We start from the raw sequence: 23,465 nt of genomic DNA on the forward strand, positions 1-23,465 counted from the left end.
CAGGTATGGCCGGGCTGGCCATGCGGTCGATGCCGGGCCGGGGCCGGCTGGTGCTGATCCTGTGCACCGGACTGGTCGGCATCTGCGCGGGCCATGTCGGGCAGCTGGGCGGACCGTTCGCCGAGTCCATCCGGGTCTTCTTGGACTCCGGTGGCGCACCGCTGCGCAATGTGCACAAATTGGAACCACTTATCCGGCTGCCGCTGGTGCTCGGGCTGGCGCAGTTGTTCTCCCGGGTGCCGCTGCCCGCCTCGGTGCCGTTTCCGGTGTGGCGTAGCGCGTTCGCGCATCCGGACCGGGATCGCCGGGTCGCCGTCGCGGCACTGGTGCTCGCCGCGCTCGCGCTGGCCGGCTCCCTCGCCTGGACGGGCAAACTCGCCCCGCGTGGCGCCTACGATCGAGTACCCGCCTATTGGGAGCAGACCGCCGACTGGTTGCGTGAGAACGCCGCCGATACCCGTGCCCTGGTGGTACCAGGAGCCCCGTTCGGCAGCCAGGTATGGGGCCTGACCCGTGACGAACCGCTCCAGGCACTGGCCGATACCCCCTGGGCGGTGCGCGACGCGGTACCGCTGAATCCGCCGGGCACCATCCGGGCCATGGACTCGGTACAGCGGCTGATCGCCGACGGCCGGCCCTCGACCGGACTGGCGCAGACCCTGGTCGGACAGGGCATCGGAGTGCTGATCCTGCGCAACGACCTGGACCCGGACACCTCGCGCTCGACCCGACCGATATTGGCGCACCAGGCACTGGAGGGCTCACCCGGAATCCACAAGGTCGCCGAATTCGGGGACCCGGTCGAGCCAGGGATCATCGGCGAGGGGCTGGTGGCCGACGGTGATCTGCGGCCGGCCTATTCGGCGGTCGAGATCTACCGGCTCGAAGCACCCGCGCCCGGGGAGCCGGCGCAGGTGCTCGGCGGCCCCGGCGCGCCCGCGAAGTTCCCTGGGGCCTACACCGTCGATCTGGGCTCGGTGCCCGTGGTGCAGGGGGGCCCGGAGGTCCTGGAACGACTGCACCGCACCCCGCAGACCTCGCGCGAACCCACGCTGTTGGCCCCCGACGCCGCCCATGCGGGGCTGCCGATCGGTCCGCTGACCGTCACGGACACCCCAATGGACCGGGAAACCGATTTCGGCGAGGTGGACAACCACAACTCCGCGCTGCGTGCCCCGGACGACGCCCGCCGCACCTACAACCTGGTGGCCGATTACGCCGTCCCCGGTGCCGAGCCGGTACGCGGCGACTGGACCGGAGCCACCGTCACCGCGTCCAGCTCCGCCGCCGACGCCACCCAGATCGGCGGCACCGCCCCCGGCAACTCCACCGTCGCGGCGGTGGACGGCGATCCGGCGACCGCCTGGATCAGCAATGGCGGCCAACCCGCGCTCGGCCAGTGGCTGCGCCTGGATCTGGACCGTCCGCTGGGCTCCGGGCTGCTGCGGCTGATCACCAGCCCCGCCGCCATCGGCGACCCGGTGAAATGGGTGGAGGTGCGTACGTCCCGGGGCAGCGTCTCCGCACGGATCACCAAACCGGGGGAACCGGTGGCGGTATCGCTGCCCGCGGGCTCCACCGATTGGATCACCGTCACCGCCATCCGCACCGAAGGCGGTAGCGGCGGCGGCCAGTTCGGGATCAGCGAACTGAGCCTCGAGGATTACACTGTCCGCGACGCCCCCGTCCCCGTCGATATCCGACACCGCACCGTCCTGCCCGAGACCCCGCCCGGCGTACCGGTGCGCGCCTGGGATCTCGGCCAGGAATTTCCCGGCCGCGGCGCCTGCTATGACGCACCCGATCGGGTGCGTTGCGGTAAGGGGCTGGCACTGGCGCCGGAAGAGCAGGGGGCCTTCCAACGGACCCTGTCGGTGCCCGAGCCCGTCGCGGTGACACCGGAGCTGACCGTGCGCGCCCGACCGGGTCCGGCGCTGGAGGCGTTGCTCACCGACCCGCTCCGGCCGGTGGCGCGCGGCGAATCCGATGTCGGCGACCTGCGCGGCTCGGCCTTCGCCGCCACCGACGGTGATCGGCGTACCAGTTGGACCGCCCCCGAGGACTCGGTCCGCAAAACCACCGGTGCCAAACCGACGCTCACCATCGAGCTGCCCGAGCCGACGCTGGTCACCGGACTGGAGCTGACCCCGTCACCGGGCCTGCTGCCGGCCGCCCCGACCTCGGTGGCGGTGAATCTGGGCAATGGTCCCCAGGTGCGCGAACTCGACGAGCCGGACAAGGTCTCCCGCATCGAACTGCATCCCACGGTGACCGACCGGATCGAGCTCGGTATCCAGAGCTGGACCACGGTGCTGGACCGTACCGCCCTCGGCTATTCCCAACCCCAGCCCCCCGGCCTCGCCGAGGTGGTTGTCCTGGGACCGAACCAACCCCCACCCGCCTCGGCCGACCGGCTCATCACCGTGGGCTGTGACAGCGGGCCCACGATCGCGGTGGGCGGTCGGATGGTGCGCACGAGTATCACCACCACCGCCGAGGAGCTGCGCACCGGAGCGCCGGTTCCCGCCCGGGTCTGCGGGGACGTCGAAACACCCGAGATCACCGCCCCGGATATCGCCGCGCCGATCCAGTTGCCGCCCGGGCAGGTCGATGTGCTGGTGGCGCCGACCCAGCTGTTCACCGTGGACCGGCTGCGGTTGCAGAACACCGCGTACCCGGCCCTGCCCGCCGCGGACGACCGGGAGACCGGGACCCGCCTGCTCGTATTGCCGCTCAGCACCAATATCGGATGGACCGCGCGGTCCGCGGACGGGCAGGCCCTGGATCCCGTCGTGGTCGACGGGTGGCAGCAGGGCTGGCTGCTGCCGGCCGACAGCGCCGGGCCGGTCACCGTCTCCTTCCCGGTGGACCGCTGGTACCGCTTGGCCATCTTCGGGGGCCTGCTGCTGATGTTTCCGCTCATCGTGCTCGCGATACCGCGCGGCCCGGCCACCGCCGCACCGGGACCGGCACCGAGAACCTGGGGCCGACGATGGCTCGGCGCCGTCGGCCTCGTGGGCACCGCCGGCCTGATCACAGGGCCGGTCGGTGCGGGACTCACCGTGGCCGGGGTGGCCATCGCCCGTTTCGTTCCCCGTATACCGCCGATCACACCGGTTGTCGTCGCCGGGTTCGGCACCGTGCTGTCCGCGGTGGCCCTGGCCACCGGCCCATGGCGGGCGGGGGGCGGCTATATGGGTGACTCGCTGTGGGTGCAGGCCCCGGCCCTCATTGCCGTGATAGCGGTGGGAATCGCGGCACTACCGCGACGCCGCTGAGTTGAGACCCACGGCGAGTCGGTGGAGCCGGAGTACGTTCACCGAATCACGGCTCGCCGGCTTCGAGCCGCGCGCGGACCGCTTCGATGCGGTCGGCCAACTCGGCCTCGTCTATGACATTCCTGGCGATCAAGGAGTGCGCCAACGCGACCAGCTGATTCTCCGGAAACGGCAGCGTGGCGTACACCTCATCGGAGAGACAGTCCTCCTCGTGGCGGCGCGTGAGGAGAGGCAGCACCGTTCCCTCCCTGTCGAATGCGTCGCACATCCCGTCGAGGCTCGACTTCCAGGGCGGCACCGGGTTGCCGACACCGTACTTGTCCGCCATTCGCGGCCACACCTGTCCGCGGGTGACCATCTGCTCCAACATCCGCACTCTGACACTTGTAACGTCCCGGGCGGGTGACATCCGTGGCTCCTCGGAGGGCTAGTGGTTTTCCGCCGGGCGGACCGCGGGGTGCACCGGCCGGTCCGCATTCGATGTCACCCCGGGCTTGGGAAGGGCGACACCGATCAGGCAGTCGCGTGTCACGATCTGCGCCAATTGCTCCTCACTCCATCCCTGCGTCCCGTCCGGCCGGACCGGGAGCACCATGAACCTGTGCTTCGAATTGGAGTCCTCGACGCGAATCTCCACGTCTTCGGAAAGGTAGAGACCGAATTCGGCGAGGACCTGGCGTGGCCAACGCACGATGCGCCGTCGGTAGTTCGGCGTCCGGTACCACTCGGGCGAGTTTCCGAGAAGCGGACGCGGGTAGCAGGAGCACAGGCTGCAACAGATCACATGATGCAGCGTCGGCGTGTCCTCGAGTACGTGTAGCGCTGTGAAGTCGCTGGGAGTACCGAAGCCGGTCGGCTTCAGCCAGTCGATTCCGACCTCCCGGCAGGCAGCGATGGCATCCTCGAGCACCAACTGTTCGAAATCGGGATCGGACCAGGCCTTTGCGACGAGCCGGGCACCGGGCGCCGGTCCGAGTTGCTCGAAGTATTCCGTGTAGCGACGGTGATCCTCGGCGGTGAACAATCCCTTCTCGATCGCGAGCTCGCGCAACGCGATCTCGAGCACCTCGAAGTCGGTGACCTCCTCGACCATTGGCGCCGCGTGCCGAGGAGCCGTGCCGCCGTCGGCCGTGACGTCCTCGCCTTCGTTTGCCGTCTCGCTCATCTTGCTCCTCTCGTCGAGGACGCACCTCGGTTCAGGAGACCGCTTGAAGCCAGGATTCGGAGATTTCCGCCTGGAGAGTGTCATTGGGGCAGCCCGTGTACGGCTCCCACAGGTCGTTCATCTCGAAGCGCACGATATAGAACCATTCCGGTTTTTGGTCCTCACGGTCGAATGCCTCGTCCTCCGGGATCAGACTTTCGTAGGACACTTTGACGACCGTCGCGGGCTTGCCGCGCAGGTATTCCTGGGTGCGGGTGTAGAAGAGCGTCGGAAGGTCGCGCACCCGCACCCGGTCGCCCACCGCGAAGCGGGGAGCGCCCGCCTGGCCGGCGAAACACTGGGGATCTCCCTTGCCGACCGCTTCCGTATGATGTCGATTCCTGGCAACTGCCTTTCCGTCCCCGGTGGTGCGGGGCGTGGCTTCCGGTGGACCGCTGTCACCGGCACAACGCTCCCGTACCTCGTCGGCCCGCTCGATCAGTTCACGGAGCGTGATGTGGTGCTTGTCGACAAGGCAGCGGGCAACGGCCAACACCCAGCGGCCGTAGTAGGGAAAGCCGAGATACCGCATCCTCCCGACATCGACGTTCCCGAGTCTCCTGCGCTCCTCGGATGTCCAGATCCCTCTCCAGCCGAGGACCTCACAGGTGATGAACGTGTTGAGCTCCCACGCCTCTTCCTCTTTCTCTTCGAAGGTGGCCGCGGCATCGGGTTCGCCGCCGACGTCGTGCGGCGTCTTCATGAGGGCCTGGAAGAGCGCGTGATCGATCTGGTCCGGGTAGGGCCAGTCCTGGAGCCGATGAAACGCTACGCGCAGCTGACTGACAAAGTCGTCCATGACCGAATTGGCCATAGTGATCGCCTCCCTCGGACGGGCAGCACCCCATAAATCGTATTGCCGGCCGGCTGCGCCGACCAGGGATGTTGCCAAGGCGTGTCGGACCGGCACTGCCACGTGGGGCACGGGGGTGTCAGGTTGTCACACCTCGGGCACGGGTATCGGTGGCCTCGGGCCGCCGCACAGCGGTCCGGATAACGATCGCGGACACTATGACGGTGGTCGTCACCGCCACCGACACGGCGGTGCCGATCAGCCCCACCACACTGCCCGCGACCGTGAGCATGAGCACCACCTCGACCGTCAGGCCGGTCCAGGCCAACCCGGCCAACGCGGTGCGGTCCACCGCGATCGCCGACAACAGCGCACCCTGGAGAATCGCCAGCACGGCGCCGTGCAGCGCGAACAACCACAGCAGGCCCTGGATCGGCGCGTAATCCCGGCCGGCGAGCAGCGGGGCGAGCGGCGCGGCGACCACGGCCCCGGCCACTGCCACCACCCCGATGCCGGACAGCACCGCCAGCGCGGCGCGCACCGCCCCGGCCGACGATGCGGGCTGCGCCATCCGCGGGTACAGCACTACCCCCACCGCCTGCGGCAGCCAGAACGCGATCTTCGTCGCGATGGTCCCCAATGCGTAACGGCCCGCGTCGGATTCGTCCAGGACGATCCGGACGACGATCAGATCCGCCGAGGACAGCGCCATCAACGCCGCCTGCACCTGGGCGGCCGACAGAACCGCGAGCACCCCGGTGAACCCGGCGCCCACCGAGTGGACACCGATCGGTTCGACGACCACGGCACCGGGTCCCCCCGCCGTACCGTCGACGTCGACCGGCGGCGAAACGCGCGCGGCGAAACGGGGCGATGCGACAAGCAGTCGGGCGGCCAGGGCCGCACAGGCGATACCGCACGCGGCGGCCCACAGGGCGGGCGTCGCGCCGCCGAACGCGAGGACGGCCAGCGCGGGCACCACCCGCGCGATACCGGCGAACCCGAGAACCACGGCCAGACCGCGGAACCGCCGCAGTCCCTGCAGCACACCTTGTTCTCCGGACAGCACCACGAGCGCGGGCGCGGCACCGAGCGCGGCGGCGCAGGCCGCGGCGCCGACATCCAGCACCACGGTCACCACCGGCACCAGCACAACCGCCGCACCGGCCACGAGCACGGCACAGCGCAGTCCCAGGGCGCGCAGTGCCGCCGCGTCGGCACCACGCACCAACTCCCGGGCCACGACATTCTGCAGGGCGAGCGCGGGCACCGCGCACAACAACTGGACGGCGAGCAGACTGGCGAACTCGCTGTAACCGTCGACTCCGAGCCAACGCCCGGCCAGCAACTGCAGCAGATAGCCCGCGACATTCGCGGTCATCGCCCCCACGGTCACCAGGGTCATGTCCGCCACGGCGGGGATACGGCGAACAACAGGCACGCCCGCAAGTGTTCCACCTCGGCGTCCACCATGACCGCCCCGGGCTCGTCCGGCCCGGCCGGCACGAACCGTCCGGTGCCGACCTGGACCGCCGCCGGACCACGCCCGGTGGTGTCCTTATAAGGTGCACAGGCGTGAATGACAGGGGCGCGGACCGCCGGTGGACGCGGTGTATTCCCGCCGGCTACAGCGCGCTGCTCGCGCTGTTCATCACCGCTCCGCTGCTGGGGCCCGGGTATCTGCTGCTTCGTGACGCGGTGAGCACGCCGCGCTCCTATCTCACCGACTCCGCCCTCGGTCTGAGCGATGCGGCTCCGCGCGCCGTTCCGCAGGACGCCATGCTCGCCGCGCTGTCCTCGTTCGTCGACGGCGGGCTGGTGGTCGAGGTGATCCTGGTCGTCGCTCTCTGGGCGGCGGGGTTCGGTGCGGCGGTGTTGTCCCGCGAACTGGTCCGCGCCCCGGTTGCCGCCCAACTGGTGGCGACCACGCTGGCCGTCTGGAATCCATACATCGCCGAACGGCTGCTGCAGGGACACTGGAGTCTGCTCGCCGGGTACGCGGCGCTGCCGTGGACCGCCCTGGCGGCCATCCGGCTGCGGGCCGGGCGGCCCGGTTCCTGGGCGGCGGTGACCGGCTGTCTCGCGGCGGCGGGCCTCACCCCCACAGGTGGGCTGTTGGCGGGTGTGCTCGCCCTGAGCCTGGTCGGCCGGCGACGGGTCCTCGCGGTGTTGTCGGTGATCGCGGCGATATGCGCGCCCTGGCTGGTGGCGGCCGCGATCTCGGGGGTGGCCGCCGAACCGTCCGATCCCGCGGGTGTGGCGGCGTTCGCCGCGCGTGCCGAACCCGGCCTGGGCACGCTCGGTAGCCTGGCCGGGCTCGCAGGTATGTGGAACGCGGAAGCGGTCCCGAACTCCCGGACCACTCCGCTCGCGGCGGTGGGGACCGCGCTGCTGCTGCTCGTCGTGGCGCTCGGCGCACGCGCGGTGGCCGCCGACGACGGCGACCCCGTCCGCACCCGGGCCCGCCGTACCCTGCTGGCTCTGGCCGCCGCCGCGATCATCCTCCCGGCACTGACCGCCACGGCCCCCGGTATATCCGCCCTGGAATGGCTCGTCGGACAGATCCCCGGCGCGGGCCTGCTCCGCGATACCCAGAAGTACGCCGCTCTCGCCGTGCCCGCTTATGCGCTGTGCGCGGCGGCGGCCTGCCGGATACCGGCCGCCCGCTTACCCCGAATCGACTCCGCCACCGGCACCGCTGTCGTCCGCGCGACAGCGGTGGTGTTCATCGCGCTCCTGGTACTTCCCCTGGCGGACCTCGGCTGGGGAGTGGGCGGCCGGGTAGAGGCGGTGCGGTATCCGAACGCGTGGCAGGAGGTCGCCGAGCGGGTGGACGGTCCCGGTGATATCGCGGTGCTGCCCGGCGGAATGTTTCGCCGGTTCCCGTATTCCGGTTCCGCCCCGGTGCTGGATCCGGCGCCCAGAATGCTTCCGCACGATGTCCTGCAGACCGGGGAACTGCCGGTCCGGGGGCGTACGGTCGCCGGAGAAAGTACCCGCGCGCGGACGGTGGAGGATCTGTTGCTGCGCGGCGGTTCCCCCGAGGAACTGGCCCGGCTCGGTGTCGGCTGGGTCCTGGTGGAGAACACCAGCCCGGGACCGCTCGGTGATTCCCGCACCACTCTCGCCGCGCTGGAACCGGTCTACACCACCACCGACCTGGACCTCTATCGGGTACCCGGCGTCCGGGCGGGTGCCCCGGCCGCACACCGCGGCCTTGTCGTGGCCGCTCATATCGTGTGGGCGGTGCTGTTGTTCGTCCCGCTGCTCGCCCTGCGCCGCCGGGTCCGCACACCCGCGCGGGAACGGTGAGCCACGGCCCGCGCCCCGGATCGGCCGACCGCTACTGCGTCGGCGCGATCAGGCCGCTGACATACCGCCCCGCCACAGCGGCGGAGAGCACCCGGTGCACACCGGTGGTGGTGTGCTCCCAGGAGAATTCCCGCGCTCGCGACCGCGCCTTCTCGCCCATGATCACCCGACCGGCCGAATCCTCGAGCAGGTCGCCTACCGCGGCGGCGAGCTGCTCGGCATCGTCCACCAGGATGCCGGTGGCGCCGTCGACGACGGAGTCGGTGAGCCCCCGTGAGGACCGGTAGCCGACGGTCGGCACCCCGTGCTGGGCGGCCTCGATAACCGCCAGTCCCCACCCTTCCTTGCGGGAGGGCATGACATGCACCCACGATCGGGCGAGCAGTTCGTGCTTGCGCCGCTCGTCGACATGTCCGTGGAAGGTCACCGCGTCGGCGATGCCGAGGGCGGCGGCCTCGGCTTTCAGGTTGTCGGCCCACCATCCGTCGCCGATCACGTCCAGCCGCACACCGGGGATTCGGGCGCGCAGCCGGGCCACGGCGGTCAGTGCGTCCTCGATCTGCTTGTGTGGAACCAGTCGGGACAGCACCACGACGGTGGGCTCGGCGGTTCTGGTCTCGACCGTGCCGCTGGGTGCGTCCGCCGGTATCGGTTCGGCGCCGTTGCGGACCACGGCGATCCGAGAACGGTCCACCCCCAGTGTCGCCAGTTCTTCCGCGGAGGGCAGGGACACTGTCAGGTACTGGTTGTCCCGGTGCACCCGGGGCGACAGCCGCGATTCGATCCACCAGCCGATGCGGCCGATCAGTCGGCCCGCCACCGGCCACTGCTCGCGATGGCCGTGGTGCACCAGCACCACCGATGGTGCGGCGGTCGCGATCCGCGCGAAGAACGGTATTCCGTTCTGGGTGTCGATCACCGCGTCCGGGCGGATACCGCGCAGTGGACCGATGCCGAGCCTGCCCAATGCCAATGCCGCCAAGGCCCGCGGATAGACCGAGAAGCGGCCACCGCCCCTGCTGATATCGATCCCGTCGACACGCTCGTGTTTGGCCGCGCCGGGATAGCGCGCGGTCCGGAGGGTCACCTTCACACCGCGCGCCGCCAACTGGGCACCGACCTGTTCCAGGTACCGTTCGCTGCCGCCGCCCTGCGGGTGCCCGGTATCGCGCCAGCAGAGCAGTAGGACTTCGCGCACGGTGGGGCTTCTCCGGTCGGTTTCGGGTCCGCTTGGGGACATGGACATCGCGATACACAGTAACCCGCACGCTTGTCCAATCGATGGTCGCCGGCGCGATAGAGCCCACGCGTCCGCCGACGGGACGGCGGGTGTGCGAGACTCTGCGCCGTGCTCAGAGCCGACGAATCAGCAGTGCGACCGGTACCGTCCGAGCGAACGGGCAGCCGAGCCCCCGGCCCCGCGAAACGCTTCCGGTTCGCCCACCGCGCCACCCTGGGCCGCTCGCTGCGGCTGTTGAACAGCTTCCGTTTCGAACAGACCGTCCCCGCGAAGTTCTACGGCGGAATCGCCGAGGACAGCGCGGCCATGATCGGCGATTTCTATGCCGATATCACCGGCCGCGACCTGGCGGGGGCGACGGTTGTCGACGTCGGCGGCGGACCCGGCTACTTCGCCGATGAGTTCACCCGGGCCGGCGCCCGCTATGTCCCGGTCGAACCGGACCCGTCCGAAATGCACGCCGCGGGCCTGTCGGTACCCGGCGCGGTCCGCGGCTCCGGTATGGCGCTGCCGTTCCGCGACGATGCGGTGGACATCTGCTTCTCGTCGAATGTGGCCGAGCATGTCCCGGACCCCTGGCTGATGGCCGACGAGATGGTCCGGGTGACGCGTCCCGGCGGGCTGATCGTGCTGTCCTACACGGTGTGGCTGGGCCCCTTCGGGGGCCACGAAACCGGTCCGTGGCACTACTTCGGCGGGGAATACGCGGCGCGGCGGTATCGACGCAAGCACGGGCACGAGCCCAAGAACCGCTTCGGTGTCTCCATGTTCGCGGTGCGCGCCGCGGACGGCCTGCGCTGGGCCGAACGCAGCTCGGCCCGGATACACCTCGCCTTTCCTCGATATCACCCGTGCTGGGCGTGGTGGCTGGTTCGCATTCCGCTACTGCGCGAGCTACTCGTCAGCAACCTCGTAGTAATCGCCGGCAAACCCCGCCGGGCCACTTCGGAACCGCGTTCCGATTAGCGGACGAGTCGGGCGCGCCACCCGCCCCGAACGACACCGTCCGGGCGGGTCCACGGTGATTCCTGGATAGCGAGACCGACCGTCTCGAGGGTGGTCAGCCCCACCAGATCCGCCAGGTTTCCGACTACCGCGATCGCCTCGGCGGCCTGTATAGCGGCCATGGCCTGTTCCGTGGTCAGGGTTCGACCGGGCAGGAAGGACACGACCCAGCCACCGCTGCCAACGCTTTTCGCCTGATGCTCGGTCTGGTCGCTGGTCATCAACGACCGGTCGATTACTTGCACCGCCATGAACGCCTCTCCCAACGCGAAAACCGGTTCGGTGGATCGAGCGAGCTGATGTGTGGCTAACAGCATCCTCTGTTCAGCAACAAAACGCAATAGTGCGTTCCGCGAAAAGCGAACCGAGAGGTTGGATTTCGGCCCCGGCGGACGGCCTCCTGGCAAACCCTCCGGGGTTGCCGGATGCGCAAATACCTATGACCCCAAAAGGTTTCGGTCCATTCCGTCCGCTTCGAGCCATGACTCGCGAGCCGCGGGGACGCCCGGGAAGCCCTTGGCGCATATGGGAAATTCGGCGGTAGGCACGGGTATACGTCAATGCCGGCAAACAGATGAGCTCGCGGGAAGGACACCGCAGTCCTTGGCGGCACCCCACGTCTACCGAGGCCGGATTACCACCCGTCTGCCGAAGGGGACGGGCGGGAGAGGCGATCCGAACGGCATGAAACAGACGGCCGGGACCACGGAGGCGAAACCGGCCACCCGGCCGGGCGATCTCACACCGAAGCAGTGCACTACTCGTCCGCTCTGCCCGAATCCTCCCGCCCGGGCTATTCGGCAGGAGCCATCACGCGCAGAATCGAGCGGGACTCACTACCCGAATCCGGCGCATCCACCACCCGTACAGACCATCCGGGCGGCAGCGCCATCTGCAACCGTCCGGCCGCACGATGCAGTGGTGAGCTCACCGGCAGGTCCTCGCCGGCCGCCATCACCGGCGGCACCGTATCCCGCTTCGCCCGGGTGTACCCATCGGCCATGTTCCAACCACCTCTCGTGTGGCGATCAGCTCGGCGGGTCGCTCTGCCCCCGAGACGAATCAGGGAAACAGGTCAGTCGGTGGTAATGGATCCCACGGTCGAGCGCAGCAGGACGGATACAGCATACGATCACCCTGGCCTCGACCACCGCTGCGCAAAGACTACCCGGTGGTGTTTCACTTCAAACCCGCTTCCGACCGGAGCCAAGCCGGTAGGCGCGCACCGGTCCGATGCGGGCCTACCGGCGATGGATATCAGGCCAGCCGCTGCCTGAGGGACTCGAACTCGTCGCGTACCCCGGAGGGCAGCTTGTCACCGACGAACTCGAACCACTCCTCGATCAGCGGAATCTCCGCGCGCCAGTCCTCCGCATCGACCTTCAGCGCCTCGTCGACATCGGCAGGGTCGACATCCAGGCCCTTCAGGTCCAGCTGGGCGGAGGTGGGAACATTTCCGATCGGGGTGCGCTCGGCCTCGGCCGAACCCTCGATCCGACCGATGATCCACTCCAGCACACGGGAGTTCTCGCCGAAGCCCGGCCACAGGAACCGACCGTCCGTACCGCGACGGAACCAGTTCACGTAGAAGATCTTCGGCAGCTTGGCCGCGTCGGCGTTCTTGCCGATATTGATCCAGTGGCCGAGGTAGTCACCCACGTGGTAGCCCATGAACGGCAGCATGGCCATCGGGTCGCGGCGCACCGTACCCACCTTGCCTTCGGCCGCGGCCGTCTGCTCCGACGACAGCGTGGCGCCCATGAACACCCCATGCTGCCAGTCGAATGACTCGGTGACCAGCGGAACCGTGGTCTTGCGCCGACCACCGAACAGGATCGCCGAAATCGGCACACCCTGGGGGTCGTCCCACTCGGGAGCCAGGATCGGGCACTGCGCCATCGGGGTGCAGTAACGCGAATTCGGGTGGGCGGCCAGCGTTTCGGTCTCCCGCAGATACCAGTCGTTGCCCTTCCAGTCGGTCAGGTGGTCGGGTTCGCCCTCCAAGCCCTCCCACCAGACGTCGTTGTCGTCGGTGAGCGCGACATTGGTGTAGACGGTGTTGCCCGCGTCCATGGTGGCCATGGCGTTGGGGTTGGACGAGTGGTTGGTGCCCGGCGCGACACCGAAGAAACCGTATTCCGGGTTCACGGCGTAGAGCCGGCCGTCCGCACCGAACCGCATCCAGGCGATATCGTCGCCGAGGGTTTCCGCGCGCCAACCCGGGATCGTCGGCTGGATCATGGCGAGGTTGGTCTTACCGCAGGCGCTCGGGAAGGCCGCCGCGATGTAGTACGCCTTGTTCTCCGGCGAGATCAGCTTGAGGATGAGCATGTGCTCGGCCAGCCAGCCCTCGTCACGGGCCATGGCCGAGGCGATCCGCAGCGAGTAACACTTCTTGCCGAGCAGGGCGTTACCGCCGTAGCCGGAGCCGTAGCTCCAGATCTCGCGATCCTCGGGAAAATGGGTGATGTACTTGGTGTCGTTGCACGGCCACGGGACATCGGCCTGGCCCTCGGCCAACGGCGCGCCCACCGAATGCAGCGCCTTCACGAACGGCTTGTCCGAACCCAGCTTCTCCAGTGCGGCCTTGCCCATGCGGGTCATCACCCGCATGGAGACCACGACGTATTCGGAGTCGGTGATCTCCACGCCGAGCTTGGGATCCACGGCGCCCAGCGGGCCCATGCAGAACGGCACCACATACATGGTGCGTCCCTTCATCGAGCCGCGGTACAGCTCGGTCATGGTGGCGCGCATCTCGGTGGGGTCGACCCAGTTGTTGGTGGGGCCGGCGTCGTCGGGCGTCTTGGAACAGATGAAGGTGCGTGACTCCACCCGAGCCACATCGGAGGGGTCGGACAATGCGAGGAAAGAGTTCGGTTTCTTCTTCTCGTCGAGCCTCTTGAAGGTGCCCGCCGCCACCAGCCGATCGGTCAGCCGGTTCCACTCCTCGTCGGAACCATCCGCCCAGACCACCCGATCAGGCTGGGCGAGTTCGGCGACCTGCTGTACCCAGGCGAGCAGTTCACTGTGTTCGGTCGGCGCGCTGCCGTCGGATCCACGAAGACCGGGAATGGTGGCTGAGGTCATGAAAACTCTCCTGAGACGGGCGGTTCTGCGGTGCCTCCGCCCTGGCCCATGGGCCCATGACCAGCGCGAACGCACCGAGCGCCACCGTTGGCGGTAAGGCACCCACCACGGTCCGTCGGGACGTCCCACGGTAGAGGCGACGTACCGAGGGCGAAGCGGACGCCCAGGTTCCTGTCTAGAGGTTAACGCGATATGACAGCCCGTATGGAGTCGGGTTCCTTATCAATCCTCATCAATAGCGGTAACAGGCCAATCAATAGGGGTGGACAATTTCGGACCCGGCTGTGCCCGACGAGTGCCCGAGCAGCGCCTGCGTGGTCACGTTCCGCTACCTCCCCCGGCGCCGACACTCGGCCGCTGTGTCGTTCGAGCGCCCGAGGTACGCCTACATGGTCACGCTCCACTAACTCCTCCGACGCCGACACTCGGCCCTGTGTCGTTCGAGCGCCCGAGCAGCGCCTACGTGGTCACGCCCCGCTACCTCCCCCGGCACCGACGCTCGGCCGCTGTGCCGACCACCGGTCGAGAGTCGCGAGGTCGCGAGCACAGGACGCCAGCTGTCCCGGCTGGTCGGCCGTCAGCCGGCGCAACCGGGTTTCCAGTTCGACCACCCGCCGGTCGACATCGACCATCCGCTCGGCGGCACTGCGCACCACCCGGTCGGCCAAGACCGTCTCCGCCTCCACGAGTGCCGTCGCTGCCCGCTGCTCGAACTGGGCCTTGATATTGGCAACGGCGTCGGTTACCCATTGCCGCAGATGATTGCGGTCGGCGAGATGGCCGCGCGCCCGGACCACCCAGGCCGCCGCACCCGCCCCCAGCAGCAGCGCGACCGGCACGCTCGCCACATCCAGGGCAGGCACCAGCGCGAACGGTGACACCACCAGCCGGCCCAGGCCCACGCCCGCCGAGGCGCCGAGAGCGATCACCAGGTGATCTTCGACACCCCGCCGGCGCGGTTCCGGGTCCGGACCGACGGCCGGGGCCGGGTCCCGACGCGCGCCGACGATGTTCTCCGGCGCCGCATCCACCCGGATGGCCAGTTCGGCCAGCCGCTGTTCGATATCGTCGTCGACGGCCACGGTCAGTTCGTTGACCGCCTGCTGCAGCCACATCGGATAGCCGCGCTGTTCGCTGGGGCCCAACCGGTCGAGTTCTGCCCGAGCCGCCGTATGCAGCGCACGGACCCGGGCACCGACTCCGGTCATCAGATCCACGCGGGCCAGGTGCAGTCGGGCACGCAGGGTGGACATGGCCGCTGCCCGACCACCATCGCGCTCGGCCAGCAGCCGCACCCGCTCCTCGCGCAGAAGATTCATCTGGGTGCCCGAGCCCAGTTCGGCCTGCTGCTCCAGAATCCGCTGCCCGGTGTCCGCGACGATCCGAGCGGCCACCACGGCCGCCCGCGCCTCGTCGGGAGACGGGGTCTCGGCGGTGAGTGCCGCCAGTCGGGCATGCAGCAGCCCGAGACCGGAACGGTCGAGCAGGGCCGAATCACCCGTCGTCCGGCCCGCCGCCGCCAACCGGGCGGATACCGGGATGATCTCGTAGTCGCAGCCGTCGGCGGCGAGCAGTGCCCGGTCACGGTCCCGCACCGCCCGCCAATCCTGGTGGGCGTGCACGCCGTTCATGGCCACCAGCACTCGGACACCGTCGGCACGCAACCGCCGCAACGTGGCCAATTCGCCCCCACCCAGCACGGTTCCGGCGTCGAGCAGCACCAATGCGACCGTCCCGCCGCCCCCGACGGAAGCGGTCGGCTCCACGGTGCCCGGTTCGATCACCGCCGCACTCAGTTCGATACGCGGCTCGAACCGCGCCAATTCGGTGCGCAACAGGGCGGTATTCGCATCATCCGGTCCGATCACCCGCACCGCCGAGGCGACACCCGGACCGTCCAAAGCCCGTAACAGTGCCATCCCCTGTGGATTCCAGCGCTGCACCACAGCCGCCACCGCCTCCGGCAACCGCGCCGCGGTGGCACCGGCGGTATCCGGCGCGCGGTCCGCCGGATCAGAGTCCGACACTGCTCATCCGCTCCCACATCCGCACATATCCGTTGTGCACCCGCAGCGCGGCGCGACGGGCCGCGGGCGACATATCGCCCGCGGCGACGGCGCGCCAGCGAGCGGCCCGTGCCAGGGCCTCGTCCACGTCCTCGGGGGCGGGGGCGGGGTAACCGGCGGCCAGATGGGCGACCTCGGGATGGACCAGCCCGGCACACAGGCCCAGCCAATGTGCCTCGTCTCCGGCCAGGTAGCCGCTCAACACCTCCCGGGCCCGGCCGCCGGCACCGGGAACGGCCCGCGCGGCCAACCGTGCCAACTCGTCGAGCAGTTCACCGGCATGCCGCGACGACAGCTGTTCATAGCGTGTGTGCAGCAGTCGGTTCAGCGGGTCGACCGCACTGGCCGCGTGCAGGATCTGCAGCAGCGCCCGGCCGGAGAGATCCGGCCGGTGGCGCAGGGCGGCGAGCGCGCAGTTCACCCCGTACAGATCCCACCTGTGCAGCAGTTCTTCCCGCTCGTCGGTATCCGACCCCGCCGATGCGGCGGTGAACAGCTCGGGCGAGATGGTCAGCCCCGGACCGGCGCCGACGTGGCGGCGCAGGACAGCCAGATCGGCGTCGGTCACCGTGCCCGCTTTGGTGCGCACCGCCAGCGACGCCACCAGCGGCAGCACCGGCATGCGTAGCTCACGACCGTAGCGTTCGGCCGCGGCGACCGCGTCGGCCCAACCGGCGCCGAAGGCGTCGGCCTTGTTCAGCACGACGATCGCACGCTCCGGCGGCAGTGACTCGAGCGCCCGCCGATCCGCCGCGACCGGCGCACCGGCCAGGACGTAGACGACGATATCCCCGTCGAGTCGGGGATCGGGCGTTCCGGGCTCGTCGACAGGATCGGTCTCCACCGCCGACAGCAGCGTCAGCGCCTGGCGCACCATGGTCCGACCGGATCGGGCGCGGCCCGCCACCTGGATCCGCGGCGGCGTACGCAGGCGCCGAACGGCCTCGGCGACCTGCCGGCCGATCGCCGGATCGGTCCCCTCGCCCCGGCTCAGCACCCTTACCAGCTCTTCCAGTTGGTCACGGCCCTGATCGGGGACCTGCCGGTCGAGCATGTTCACATCCGATCCACTGACTGTCGCCATGAGTACTCACCCCCTGCTTCCGATACGCATTTTGGCAGAAGACACCCGGGAAGGGCGGCGACGGTCGAACGGCGACCCCGGAAAGGACAGTGCGGCGTGACCACGCGGACGTAACTCGACCACCTACTCGAGGCGTGGTCGCGGTTCACGCCCCACTGATGTATTTGTTGACCGTGCGAACAGCCCGATTCGGCGCATACTTCGCCACCGTGGCCAGCAGTTTGGCCTGCGCGCCGATCTCGTAGTGCACCTTGGACAACCGCCCCGGTTTGCGGGTCGCCTGCCAGATCCCGGACGCCACGTCCTCGGCGGTCAGCCGCACCCCCAGGGAACGGGTCGACCCCGTGTCCAGACCCCGCACCATCGCCGTGGCGACGAACAGCGGCCAGATGGCGATCACCCGGATGTCATGGCGCCGCCATTCCAGGTCCAATGCCTCGGTGAGGCTTTTGACCGCCGATTTGGTAGCGGCGTAGACAGCGAGCTCGGGCTGACCGTAGATCGCCGAGGCCGAACACAGATTCACCAGTTGGGCGCCGGGCGTATCGCGCAGATAGGGGAACGCGGCGTGGCTGCCGGTGACGACGCCGCCCAGGTTGATGTCGATCACCGCCCGGTGCGTGTCGAGGTCGAGGGACTCGAACGGGCCCGCACGCAGGATCCCGGCATTGTTCACCAGAATGTCGAGCCGACCGTTGTCGGTATGGAACTCGGCCAACCGTTCGGCCCAGCGGGTGGCGTCGCTCACATCGAGCACGCCGGTGCGCACGTCGCCGTCGCGCTGGGTGATATCGGCGGCGAGCCTGGTCAGCCCCACCTCGTCGATATCGTATGCGCCGACGGCATAGCCCTGTGCGGCGAAGAGCAGCGCTGTGGCTCGGCCGATACCGGACGCCGCGCCCGTGATGAACACCGTCGGCCTTCCCATATGGGAAGTCTAGGCGTACCTCCCGGTCTCGCTCCGGCCCTGCGCGGGCCCCGTCCGTACACGTAGCCCTCCGCCACGACCACGTACACCCTCATTTTCCGCGACGGCCGGGCACCGGCCATGGCGGGCGAGGCGACGCCGGCGGTGTCACCCACACCCGGCGGACGGTCCGGGGATATGAGCCGCTACAGGGATTCGCAAGTATCGACCCGCCCCTATACCCTGACTCCCGGTCGGCCACCTGTACCGGTACGCGGCTCGATCTTTCGCGCACCGCGAGCCGAGTCGACCACGAGCGACACCCGACCCCACCGCATCGCCCCTTGACGGCAAACACCGATCGTCGGCGCCGGTCCCGTGCGGTGTGATGTCGGCAATGCTGGACAATGGAGACGTGAACGCCGCCGTGAACCCCACCTCCGAGTCACGTCCGGTATCGCCATTCACCGCGTCAGCGCAGGGCGGTACCACGACAACCGGCACCGATATCCGGTCTGTCTCGGCGGGTGAGGCGGGCGGCACCCCGCCCGTGCAGCACGGCGGGGCGTCCAACGGCCACGGCGCACGGCGGCAGCGCGCCGGCTCCCGCCTCTACCCCCGGGTCACCAGCTTCCGTTCCCGGCGCGGCGCACTCACCCCCAACCAGCAGAAATCCTGGGACCGTACCTGGCCGTCGGTCGGCCGCGAGGTGGCCGACGAACCACTCGACGCGGCGGCCTGGTTCGGCCGCGAGGCCCCGCTGGTCATCGAGATCGGCTGCGGTACCGGAACCGCGACCGCCGCCATGGCCCAGGCCGAACCGCATCTGAATCTCCTCGGCATCGAGGTGTACCAGCCCGGCCTCGCCCAATTGGTGCAGCGGATCGAGCGCGAGCAGATCGGTAACGTTCGCCTGCTGCGCGGAGATGCCGTCGATGTGCTGGAGAACATGATTGCTCCCGGATCGCTGACCGGAGTCCGGGTCTTCTTTCCCGACCCCTGGCCCAAGGCCCGGCACCACAAGCGCCGGCTGCTGCAAGCGGAGACCGTCGCGTTGATCGCGGACCGACTGCGGCCGGGCGGGGTTTTACACGTCGCCACCGACCATGCCGGTTACGCGGAGCACATCGCCGAGGTCGGCGCGGCAGAGCCCCTGCTCATCGGCCTCAACGAGACAGCCGGCGGAAACAGTGACCGCTATCGCGACACCGCCCCGATAGGTTTCGAGCGCCCCGTGACCAAGTTCGAGGACAAGGCGCATCGCGCCGGTAGCGCTATCAACGAGTTCGTATGGGGCAAGATCGAATGATGAGCGTCAGCGAGATGACCGCGGCCACCGACGTGGTTGCCGGTGGGCTGCCCGTACCCGGAAGCGGGGATGTCGGCGGAGGTTCCGCCGAATCGCGGCGGGTACTGCTGGTCTGGGACGCCCCGAATCTGGATATGGGCCTCGGCGCGATTCTCGGCGGGCGGCCCACCGCGGCCTACCGTCCTCGGTTCGATGCGCTGGGCCGCTGGCTGCTGGCCCGCACGGCCGAGCTCTCGGTGGGCGAGAAGCAGCGCATCGAGCCCGAGGCGACGGTGTTCACCAATATCGCCCCCGGCACCGCGGACGTGGTGCGGCCCTGGGTGGAAGCCCTCCGAAATGTCGGGTACGCCGTTTTCGCCAAGCCCAAGGTCGATGAGGACTCCGATGTGGACGCCGATATGCTCGCCCATATCACCCTACGCAGACGCGGCACGGGACTGGCGGGCATCATGGTCGCCTCCGCGGATGGGCAGGCGTTCCGGGAACCACTCGAACAGCTGGCGGCCGACGGGGTCCCCGTTCAGGTACTCGGCTTCCGCGAGCATGCGAGTTGGGCGGTCACATCCGATAGTCTCGAGTTCGTCGATCTCGAGGACATCCCCGGCGTGTTCCGCGAACCGCTGCCCAGGGTGAGCCTCGACTCGTTGCCCGACGAGGGTGCCTGGCTGCAGCCGTTCCGGCCGCTGTCGGCACTGCTCACCTCTCGCCCTGCCCAAGGAGTCGCTTAGTGTTCACCCGCTGGGGCGATTTGGTCTACCGCCTGCGCTACGCCGTTATCGGCGTGATTGTCGCGGCGCTACTCGGCCTCGGCGGATACGGCCTGGGCCTGGGCGACCACCTCAGCTCCAGCGGGTGGGACGATCCGGGGTCCGAGTCGGCCCAGGCTGCCCGGATCGCCGACGAGGCGTTCGGCCGCGATCACACCAGTGACGTGATCGTGTTGTACACCGCCCCTGAGGGCACGACGATCAACGATCCGGAGTTCGGCCGCAAGATCGTCGACAACCTGAACAGCCTGCCGCGCGAACACCCGGACCAGATCGCGACGATCAATGGCGCCTACTGGCCCACCGAGACCGGCGCGGTACAGCCGAGCCTGTTCGGTTCTCCGGACAAGAAACACGCCTTCGCCTCGATCGCCATCGTCGGTGAGAACGACACCGAGATGGTGCGTAATTTCCGTACGGTCAAGGATGTCTTCTATATCGACGGCGTCGATGTGCAGGTCGCAGGCCTACAGGCGGTTGCGGGCACGCTGAACGACACCATGGCCGACGACCAGAAGCGCATGGAGATCCTGGCCATTCCGGCGGTGGGTGTGCTCCTGTTCTTCATCTTCGGCGGGATCGTCGCGGCCGCGCTGCCGTTGATCGTCGGCGGCCTCACCGTGGTCGGCGCGTGGGGCATCATCCGGTTCCTGACCAATTTCACCGAGGTGAACTCGTTCGTCTCCGGTGTGGTGTCGATGATCGGCCTCGGCCTGGCCATCGATTACGGATTGTTCATCGTCAGCCGTTTCCGTGAGGAATTGGCCGAGGGCTACGACACCCCCGCGGCAGTGCGGCGCTCGGTGATGACCGCCGGACGCACGGTCGTGTTCTCCGCGACCATGATCATCGCCAGCCTCGGCGGCATGCTGTTGTTCCCGCAGGGCTTCCTGAAATCGGTCGCCTACGGAACCATCGCGACCGTCTCGCTGGCGGCGCTGGCCTCGATCACCGTGTTGCCCGCCATCCTCGGCATTCTCGGTCGGCGCGTGGATATGCTCGGTCTCAAGCGGTTCCGCCAGACCAAGAGCGCCGAAGAGGTCGAGAACAGTATCTGGGGCCGGACCACCAAGTGGGTGATGCAGCATCCGCTCAAGATCGCCATTCCGATCTGCATCCTGCTGCTGCTGTTGATCATCCCGGTCAAGAATCTGGCCTTCGGCGGTATCAACGAACGCTATCTGCCGCCGGACAATACGACCCGGCTCGCGCAGGAGGACTTCGATGATATCTTCCCGCTGCGCAAATCCGACCCGATCCAGCTGGTCTTCATCTCCGACAACACCTCGTCCATCGGCAAGGTATGGCGCGAGGCCAACAAGGCACCGGGTCTGCAAGGCGATTTCGCCGTGCCCTCGGCGTCCACTGAGCGGCGTGATGTCTTCCGTACCAGCGCCACTCTGGCGGATTCGGAGGACTACGAGCCGACCATCGACTACCTGCGCTCCATGGACCTCCCCGACGATGTGCGGATGCTGGTCGGCGGGCAACCGGCGATTCAGAAGGACAGCATCGATGCGCTGTTGAACCGGATGCCGTTGATGATCGCGCTGGTGCTGTTCGTCACCACGCTGCTGATGTTCCTGACCTTCGGGTCGCTGGTGCTGCCGATCAAGGCGGCGCTGATGAGCGCGCTCGGTCTCGGCTCCACGCTCGGAATCCTCACCTGGATCTTCGTCGACGGCAACGGCGCGGGAATTCTCAACTTCACTCCACAGCCGATCATGTCGCCGGTGCTGGTGCTGATCATCTCGATCATCTACGGCCTGTCCACCGATTACGAGGTGTTCCTGCTGTCCCGGATGGTCGAGGCCCGCACCATGGGTGCCTCGACTACGGAATCGGTGCGTATGGGCACCGCGCACACCGGTCGCATCATCACGGCGGCGGCGCTGATCCTGCTGGTGGTGACCGGCGCGTTCGCGTTCTCCGATCTGGTGATGATGCAGTACATCGCCTACGGTATGATCGCCGCGCTGTTCATCGACGCCACCATCCTGCGCATGCTGCTGGTGCCGGCGACCATGAAACTGCTCGGCGACGACTGCTGGTGGGCACCGGCCTGGATGAAGCGGATCCAGCGGAAGGTCGGCCTCGGCGAACCCATCCTCGACGACGAACGCCCGCAGCGCGGACCGGTCGTGGACCTGGTCAAGACCACTCCGGTCACCGATCCGGTGACAACGCTGCTGCCCACCCTGCCGGCGGACAAACAGCGCAAGACCCCGCACCGCAAACGCAGCCGCGAGGAGATCGAGGCCGAGGCGCCGACCGCGCATATGAGCGCCCTCCCCAAGGAACCGCCGGCGGCTCCGCAGAGCTCGCTGCGGCTATCGGAGCCGACACCGCCCGGCCCACCCGCGCCGGGCACCTCGACCGGGCCGGGCACCCCGACCGGACAGCGGCCGCCCACGGCGAACCCGCCCAAACCGATGCCGATCGCGCCGGATCCCACCCGGCCGCGCCCGAACCCGCTCGCGGAACCGGGTGCCGGCGCCGCACCTGCCACACCCCGGATGACCGACCCCGAGCAGCCCGACCGGACCCCCGGACCGGATTCCGGCTCGAGGGGGCCCCGTCTACCGATGCGTCCCCGGCCGGCCGGTCCCGCCGACCAGCCGCCCGCCCAAATACCGGGTCCGCGACCGGCTTCCGCGCGGCCGCCGATGCCGCCGCGCGCGCCGCTGTCGGACGAGCGCCGGCCCGGCGTGCCGGGTGCCGGTCCTGCTCCTGCGCGGGCCCCGGGCGCCGACGACCGCGCCCCCGGAGCGGGTCCGCTGCCCGGTCCGATGCTCGGACCGACGCCTACGCGAGCGCCCGGCGCCGACCGGGAGGCATCCGCGCCCGGTGCCGCTCCGGCACCCCCACGGATGTCGCCCCCGCCGGAATATCGACCCGAGCCGACCCCCGATGCCGGCCCGGTTCCGGTGTCACCGCGGCGGAACCCGGCGGCACCACGGACGCTGCTGCCCCGGACCGCCGGCTCGAATACCGCGTCCACCACGCCGATACCGCCCTCGGAACCGCCCGCCGGCCCGGCGCGGCCTGCCTCGGAAGCAAGCCCCGGACCGCTCGGCGCCGGTGGTTCGGCGCAGCGACCGCGGTTCCCCGCCCCGGATACCGCGACCCGGCCGGTCGAACGCCCGACACCGCGGCCGGTCCGTCCGGAATGGGCAAGCGAACCGATCTATCAGGACCCGGAACCGCCCGAGCCGACGGGCCGGCACGCTCCGGAGCCGGGCCCGGACGAGAACAACCGGAACAGTATCGAGGACTGGATGGCCGAACTGCGTTCCTCACGTCGGCGCCTCTACCCGCCGGTCGACGACGACGAAGGCCGCCACCATTCCGGCGACGGCCGCACGGTCAGCGTCAACGAGCTGTTGCGCCGCCGCGAGCAGGAGTAGCCG

The 23,465-nt window shown here is 69.1% G+C and carries 17 protein-coding genes; 6 read left to right on the forward strand and 11 right to left on the reverse strand.

Annotation, left to right across the window (positions count from 1 at the left end):
* On the forward strand, window positions 1-3,278 hold a 3,278-nt coding region (locus ON20_RS24625; RefSeq protein WP_040839097.1), incomplete at its 5' end, for an alpha-(1->3)-arabinofuranosyltransferase domain-containing protein.
* 46 nt (window positions 3,279-3,324) lie between these two features.
* Here ON20_RS24625 and ON20_RS24630 read toward each other — a convergent pair.
* The 4 genes from ON20_RS24630 to ON20_RS24645 form a co-directional block, all read right to left on the reverse strand.
* Window positions 3,325-3,648: a hypothetical protein gene (locus ON20_RS24630; protein WP_040839291.1), complete on the reverse strand. Its 324-nt coding sequence runs from the start codon at window positions 3,646-3,648 to the stop codon at window positions 3,325-3,327.
* 57 nt (window positions 3,649-3,705) lie between these two features.
* On the reverse strand, window positions 3,706-4,443 hold the full coding sequence (scnC, locus tag ON20_RS24635; RefSeq protein ID WP_083865201.1) for a thiocyanate hydrolase subunit gamma: 738 nt from the start codon (window positions 4,441-4,443) through the stop codon (window positions 3,706-3,708).
* 31 nt (window positions 4,444-4,474) lie between these two features.
* Entirely contained in the window at window positions 4,475-5,296 is an 822-nt protein-coding gene (locus ON20_RS24640; RefSeq protein ID WP_040839100.1) for an SH3-like domain-containing protein, read from the reverse strand.
* Between the two features lie 118 nt (window positions 5,297-5,414).
* Complete coding sequence (locus ON20_RS24645; RefSeq protein ID WP_245547479.1) at window positions 5,415-6,656, reverse strand: polysaccharide biosynthesis protein; 1,242 nt, start codon at window positions 6,654-6,656, stop codon at window positions 5,415-5,417.
* 194 nt (window positions 6,657-6,850) lie between these two features.
* Between ON20_RS24645 and ON20_RS24650 the strand changes: the two genes are divergently transcribed.
* The gene (locus tag ON20_RS24650; protein ID WP_245547459.1) at window positions 6,851-8,587 is read left to right on the forward strand and encodes an MmpA family trehalose lipid delivery protein; all 1,737 of its coding nucleotides are present in this window, start codon (window positions 6,851-6,853) and stop codon (window positions 8,585-8,587) included.
* A 31-nt stretch (window positions 8,588-8,618) separates the two neighbouring features.
* On the opposite strand, the gene ON20_RS24655 is transcribed toward ON20_RS24650, so the two are convergent.
* Window positions 8,619-9,785, reverse strand: coding sequence for a glycosyltransferase family 4 protein (locus tag ON20_RS24655; protein ID WP_040839103.1), 1,167 nt, complete (start codon window positions 9,783-9,785; stop codon window positions 8,619-8,621).
* A 255-nt stretch (window positions 9,786-10,040) separates the two neighbouring features.
* Here ON20_RS24655 and ON20_RS24660 point away from each other — a divergent pair, with 255 nt between their 5' ends.
* The gene (locus tag ON20_RS24660; protein WP_051163286.1) at window positions 10,041-10,793 is read left to right on the forward strand and encodes a class I SAM-dependent methyltransferase; all 753 of its coding nucleotides are present in this window, start codon (window positions 10,041-10,043) and stop codon (window positions 10,791-10,793) included.
* Here ON20_RS24660 and ON20_RS24665 read toward each other — a convergent pair.
* The 6 genes from ON20_RS24665 to ON20_RS24690 form a co-directional block, all read right to left on the reverse strand.
* A complete protein-coding gene (locus ON20_RS24665) occupies window positions 10,790-11,149 on the reverse strand; it encodes a hypothetical protein (protein WP_245547460.1) in 360 nt (119 codons plus the stop codon). The two genes, ON20_RS24660 and ON20_RS24665, sit on opposite strands and share 4 nt — an antisense overlap.
* A 476-nt stretch (window positions 11,150-11,625) precedes the next feature.
* Window positions 11,626-11,835, reverse strand: coding sequence for a hypothetical protein (locus ON20_RS24670; RefSeq protein ID WP_040839104.1), 210 nt, complete (start codon window positions 11,833-11,835; stop codon window positions 11,626-11,628).
* 254 nt (window positions 11,836-12,089) lie between these two features.
* Window positions 12,090-13,922, reverse strand: a complete 1,833-nt coding sequence (locus tag ON20_RS24675) for a phosphoenolpyruvate carboxykinase (GTP) (RefSeq protein ID WP_040839106.1) — start codon at window positions 13,920-13,922, stop codon at window positions 12,090-12,092.
* Window positions 13,923-14,389: 467 nt separating this feature from the next.
* On the reverse strand, window positions 14,390-15,949 hold the full coding sequence (locus ON20_RS24680; RefSeq protein WP_086009063.1) for a hypothetical protein: 1,560 nt from the start codon (window positions 15,947-15,949) through the stop codon (window positions 14,390-14,392).
* Window positions 15,936-17,072 (reverse strand): hypothetical protein, encoded by a 1,137-nt coding sequence (locus ON20_RS24685; RefSeq protein WP_245547461.1) that lies wholly within the window; start codon window positions 17,070-17,072, stop codon window positions 15,936-15,938. The genes ON20_RS24680 and ON20_RS24685 overlap by 14 nt, the downstream gene beginning before the upstream one ends.
* Before the next feature lie 145 nt (window positions 17,073-17,217).
* Window positions 17,218-18,000 (reverse strand): SDR family oxidoreductase, encoded by a 783-nt coding sequence (locus tag ON20_RS24690; RefSeq protein ID WP_040839107.1) that lies wholly within the window; start codon window positions 17,998-18,000, stop codon window positions 17,218-17,220.
* 376 nt (window positions 18,001-18,376) lie between these two features.
* On the opposite strand from ON20_RS24690, the gene trmB reads away from it, so the two are divergent.
* The 3 genes from trmB to ON20_RS24705 are packed head-to-tail and all read left to right on the forward strand — an operon-like array spanning window position 18,377 to window position 23,462.
* On the forward strand, window positions 18,377-19,288 hold the full coding sequence (trmB, locus tag ON20_RS24695) for a tRNA (guanosine(46)-N7)-methyltransferase TrmB (RefSeq protein ID WP_040839308.1): 912 nt from the start codon (window positions 18,377-18,379) through the stop codon (window positions 19,286-19,288).
* Window positions 19,288-20,016, forward strand: a complete 729-nt coding sequence (locus ON20_RS24700; protein WP_040839109.1) for an NYN domain-containing protein — start codon at window positions 19,288-19,290, stop codon at window positions 20,014-20,016. The genes trmB and ON20_RS24700 overlap by 1 nt, the downstream gene beginning before the upstream one ends.
* Window positions 20,016-23,462: an MMPL family transporter gene (locus tag ON20_RS24705; RefSeq protein WP_040839113.1), complete on the forward strand. Its 3,447-nt coding sequence runs from the start codon at window positions 20,016-20,018 to the stop codon at window positions 23,460-23,462. The genes ON20_RS24700 and ON20_RS24705 overlap by 1 nt, the downstream gene beginning before the upstream one ends.
* Window positions 23,463-23,465: the final 3 nt, after the last annotated feature.

Source organism: Nocardia brevicatena NBRC 12119, from assembly GCF_000308495.1.
GTDB lineage: Bacteria > Actinomycetota > Actinomycetes > Mycobacteriales > Mycobacteriaceae > Nocardia > Nocardia brevicatena.